4 protein-coding genes are annotated in these 4,115 nt (G+C 70.2%); 2 read left to right on the plus strand and 2 right to left on the minus strand.

Going from position 1 to position 4,115, the window contains the following annotated elements:
- Positions 1-35: 35 nt before the first annotated feature.
- Positions 36-344 carry a hypothetical protein gene (locus DMH12_RS37580; RefSeq protein ID WP_055417641.1) on the minus strand — a complete coding sequence of 103 codons (309 nt, stop codon included), beginning with the start codon at positions 342-344 and terminating at the stop codon, positions 36-38.
- Positions 345-761: 417 nt separating this feature from the next.
- On the opposite strand from DMH12_RS37580, the gene DMH12_RS37585 reads away from it, so the two are divergent.
- Together DMH12_RS37585 and DMH12_RS37590 are read left to right on the plus strand one after the other, a co-directional pair.
- Positions 762-1,769, plus strand: a complete 1,008-nt coding sequence (locus tag DMH12_RS37585) for a bifunctional lytic transglycosylase/C40 family peptidase (protein WP_234961481.1) — start codon at positions 762-764, stop codon at positions 1,767-1,769.
- 206 nt (positions 1,770-1,975) lie between these two features.
- Positions 1,976-2,686 (plus strand): phosphatase PAP2 family protein, encoded by a 711-nt coding sequence (locus DMH12_RS37590; protein ID WP_125495750.1) that lies wholly within the window; start codon positions 1,976-1,978, stop codon positions 2,684-2,686.
- Between the two features lie 17 nt (positions 2,687-2,703).
- Here the strand turns inward: DMH12_RS37590 and DMH12_RS37595 are convergent.
- Positions 2,704-4,115: FAD-binding oxidoreductase (locus DMH12_RS37595; protein ID WP_148107590.1), on the minus strand; the 1,412-nt coding region annotated here is incomplete at its 5' end.

Below are 4,115 nucleotides of genomic sequence, written 5' to 3' on the forward strand. Positions count from 1 at the left end.
GGTGGGATGGGGGAGACAGGGACCGTGGGGCCGGGCTACACGGCCATCCCGTACACGATGGTGAAGAGGGTGCCGAGCGAGCCGATGATGAACACGCCCGTCAGCCCGGCAATGATGAGGCCCTTGCCCTGCTCCGCGCTGAAGGTGTCGCGCAGCGCGGTGGCGCCGATGCGCTGTTTGGCGGCCCCCCAGATGGCGATGCCGAGGCAGAGCAGAATGGCGACGGCCATCACCACCTCGATCATGATCTTGGCCTCGTTGCCCAGGCTGCCGAAGGGGCCCCAGTCCGGAGCGATCCCCCCGATGATGGTGTTGATGTCTCCCTCGTCGGCCGCAAAGAGCATGTAAGTCACCGCCCCTGTTGGGTAGTTCCGCGTCCTCTGCGGACGTGCAGAGGTCAGGCCTCATTGTCGCCGACAATGCCGCCGTCGTATGTCGACTTGGCGTCATTGATTGGCGGGTTTCGTACGAATAGCTTGCCACCGCTTCACGCCGGGTGCTCAGGGAGGCGCGTGACGGAGTACGAAGTGTCGTATCGTCACTCTGTGTATCACGGCAGGTCACGAGGGGCAACGATGCGTGAGCGGAACCTGCCGGGCGGTTCGGTCGTTAGGCCCTTTCAGGCCGTCTTCGGCTGCTGGTGGCGGATTCTGACGGGTGGTCGGGTGAAGGGCCGTTTCGGTGTTCGTCCGGTGACGGCCGCCGCACGGCTGTCGCCTCTACACTGAGCCGGGCGGCGACTCCTGGACGGCGAGGGGCGGTTGACGGTGCGTAAGGCGTGGATCGCGGGGACCGTGGTCGTCGGGTCCGGTCTCTCCTTCGTGATGCTGCTGGTCGTGGGCGTCTACCTGGTCGCCGGGGACCTCGCGGGAGGCGCCGGCGGAGGGACGAAGAAGCTCGCCAAGGGCTCGGTGCCCGCGGCCTACCAGCCGCTCGTGCAGAAGTGGGGCAATCTCTGCCCCGCCATCAACCCGGCGCTGCTCGCCGCCCAGCTCTACCAGGAGAGCGGCTTCAACCCGAAGGCGCAGAGCCACGCGGCGGCGCAGGGCATAGCGCAGTTCATCCCCGGGACGTGGGCGACCCACGGCATCGACGGGGACGGGGACGGCGACCGGGACGTGTGGGATCCCAACGACGCGATCCCGTCGGCCGCCTCGTACGACTGCTCCCTCGCGTCGTACGTGAAGGACGTGCCCGGGAATCCGACCGAGAACATGCTGGCCTCCTACAACGCGGGCGCCTACGCGGTCATCAAGTACCAGGGTGTCCCGCCGTACAAGGAGACCCGGAACTACGTGAAGGTGATCACCACCCTGGAGAAGAGCTTCGCGGCGCCCCAGACGCGGGTCGATCCCTCGGAGCAGGCCGCCGGGGCCATCGCGTACGCGCAGAAGAAGCTCGGCACGCTCTATCTCTGGGGCGGGAACGGGACGCCCGAGCAGGGCGGGCGGTTCGACTGTTCGGGGCTGACCAAGGCGGCGTACGAGAGCGTGGGGATCAAGTTGCCGCGCGTCGCGAACGATCAGTACAACGCGGGGCCGCATCCCTCGCGGGACGAGCTGCTCCCCGGCGACCTGGTGTTCTTCTCGGACGATCTCACCAACTCCCGGGCCATCCGGCATGTGGGGATCTATGTCGGCGGCGGTTACATGATCGACGCGCCCCGCACGGGTGCTGTGATCCGGTTCGACCCGATCGACACCCCCGACTACTTCGGGGCCACGCGGGTGACCGAGGATGGCGCGAAAGCGCTGCCCACCACGGTGTGAATGCGAGGGTTTGAACCCAGCGTGAAACCCTGCCCTGAGCTGCGGCGACGTGTTTCTCTTCGATAACGTCTGCGTGATCATTCAGTGGAGTGTGGAACGTATCAACGGGGGCCGTGCGTTCCTGTGTGCGTGTAGGTGACCACGGGGGTGGCGCAAGAGGCGCGCGTTCGGCGCGCCGGAGGACATGACGAAGGGGCCGCAGCACCATGGCTGGACTCGCCGAATCCGGGTCGAACCCCGACGTCGAGCTGCTCTACGACATCAATGGCCTGGCCAAGGACGCGCCGCACTGGTTCGACCGGGTCATGGAGTTCGTCGGTGAGTACGGACTGCTGTTCGCGATCGTGCTGCTGGTGCTCTGGTGCTGGTGGGGTGTGCGGCGGCGCGGCGGTGAGGACGCGGCCTCCAACGTGGCGGCCCTCGTGTGGGCGCCGCTCGCGGCGGGCGTCGCGGTACTGATCAACGTCCCGATACGGGGGTTCGTGGAGCGCCCCCGGCCCTTCAAGACGCATGACGGGCTCGAGGTGCTCGTCGACGGGAAGAACGACTTCTCCTTCGTCAGCGATCACGCCACGCTCGTGATGGCGCTGGCCGTCGCCCTGTTCGTGGCCCACCGCAGGTTCGGGATCGCCGCGATCGTGCTCGCGCTCTTCGGCGGCTTCGCCCGGGTCTACATGGGCGTGCACTACCCGACGGACGTCGTGGGCGGCTTCGCCCTCGGCACGGCCGTCGCGCTGCTGCTCTCGCCGCTCGCCATGGCCCTGCTCACACCGCTGACCCGCGCGATCGAGCGGTCGCCCCGGGTGGGGTGGCTGGTCAGCGCGCGCGGCCCGGAGGGCACGGCCGGACGCGATGCCGTGATCCCCGGGGCGCGCAAGGAGAGCGCCGGGGCGGGCGAGCGGGATCTCGCCGCCTAGGGCGTACGCGGGCGCTTTTAGAGCGCCTGGGGGTTGTTGAAGACGCGGTCCGGGTCGTACTGGCGCTTGAGTTTCGCCAGGCGCGGGGCCGCGTCCGCGTAGTAGGCCTTCCGCCAGTCCGTCAGGGTCGGGTCCGTGTAGTTCTGGTAGGCGGCGCCCGAGGCGTACGGGCGCATCGACTTGTGGGCGGAGGCCAGCCAGGACTGGGCGTCCGTGCCGCTCGTGCCCGGCCGCCACGAGACGAGGTACTGGGCCAGCGTCCGGGAGCGTCGGTGCACGAACGCGGTCGCCGTCGGGGAGACGCGGTTCACCGCGCCGCCGAGCGCGGTGAACGCGATGCTGCCGGCGCCGCCGCGCACCGAGGTGAGGCGCGAGAGCAGGGCGCGGATGCCGTCCGCCGGGATCGAGCGGTCGAAGAAGTCCGAGCGGGCCGCGTACGTCTCGCGGCCCAGTCCGCCCTCGGGCGAGCGGCCCGGGGTGGAGCCCGGGAGGTGGCAGCGGGCGTCGGTGGAGAACGACGAGCAGCCCGCGTACATCTCCATCGACTCCTCGTACGAACGCCGCTTGAGGTACACCTTGCTCGCGGACGAGCCGATGCGGCCGGCCAGGCGGTCGACGGCGTTCTGCAGCTCGCGGTAGCCGCCCAGGGAGAAGGCGGCGACCGAGACGGTGGGCGTGCGGCCCGGGGCGGCGGCCAGGTGGAGGGACGACCAGATCTCGTCGGGCTGGTCCGGCCCCCACTCCTGCCAGGCGCGGACGACCGCGGCGGCCCGGCGCCAGGGCCAGGTCAGGTACGCCGTCACCGCCCGGGGGGCCGGGTGGGTGCGGAACCGGAACTCGGTGACGACGCCGAAGTTGGCGTTGCCCGCGCCGCGCAGGGCCCAGAACAGGTCCTTGTGGCCGTTCTCGGCGTCGGCGGTGATCTGCTTGCCGTCCGCTGTGATCAGGGTGGCCCGGGTGAGGCTGTCGCAGGTCAGGCCGTAGGCGCGGGAGACGACGCCGTGGCCGCCGCCGAGGGTGAGGCCGGAGACGCCGACGGTCGGGCAGGAGCCGGCGGGGATGGTGACGCCCTTCGCGGAGAGGGCGCGGTACACGTCGATGAGCTTGGCGCCGGCGCCGACGGTGGCCTCGTTGCCGCTCGCCCGGACGCGGTTGAGCTTCGAGACGTCGATGATCAGGCGGCCGTCGCCGGAGGACCAGCCCGCGTAGGAGTGGCCGCCGTTGCGGATGGCCACGGGGACGTGGTGGGCGCGGGCGTAGGAGAGGGCCGTGCGGATGTCGTCGGGGTGGGCGGCGTAGGCGACGGCGCTCGGTTTCAGGGCGTCGAAGCGGGTGTTGTAGAGGCGGTGGGCGGATTGCCAGGCGCGGTCGCCGGGGCGGAGCAGGGGGCCGTCCAGGGATTTGGCCAGGGCCGTCCAGGAGGCGGGGG

It is taken from the genome of Streptomyces sp. WAC 04229 (genome assembly GCF_003947455.1).
Lineage (GTDB): Bacteria > Actinomycetota > Actinomycetes > Streptomycetales > Streptomycetaceae > Streptomyces.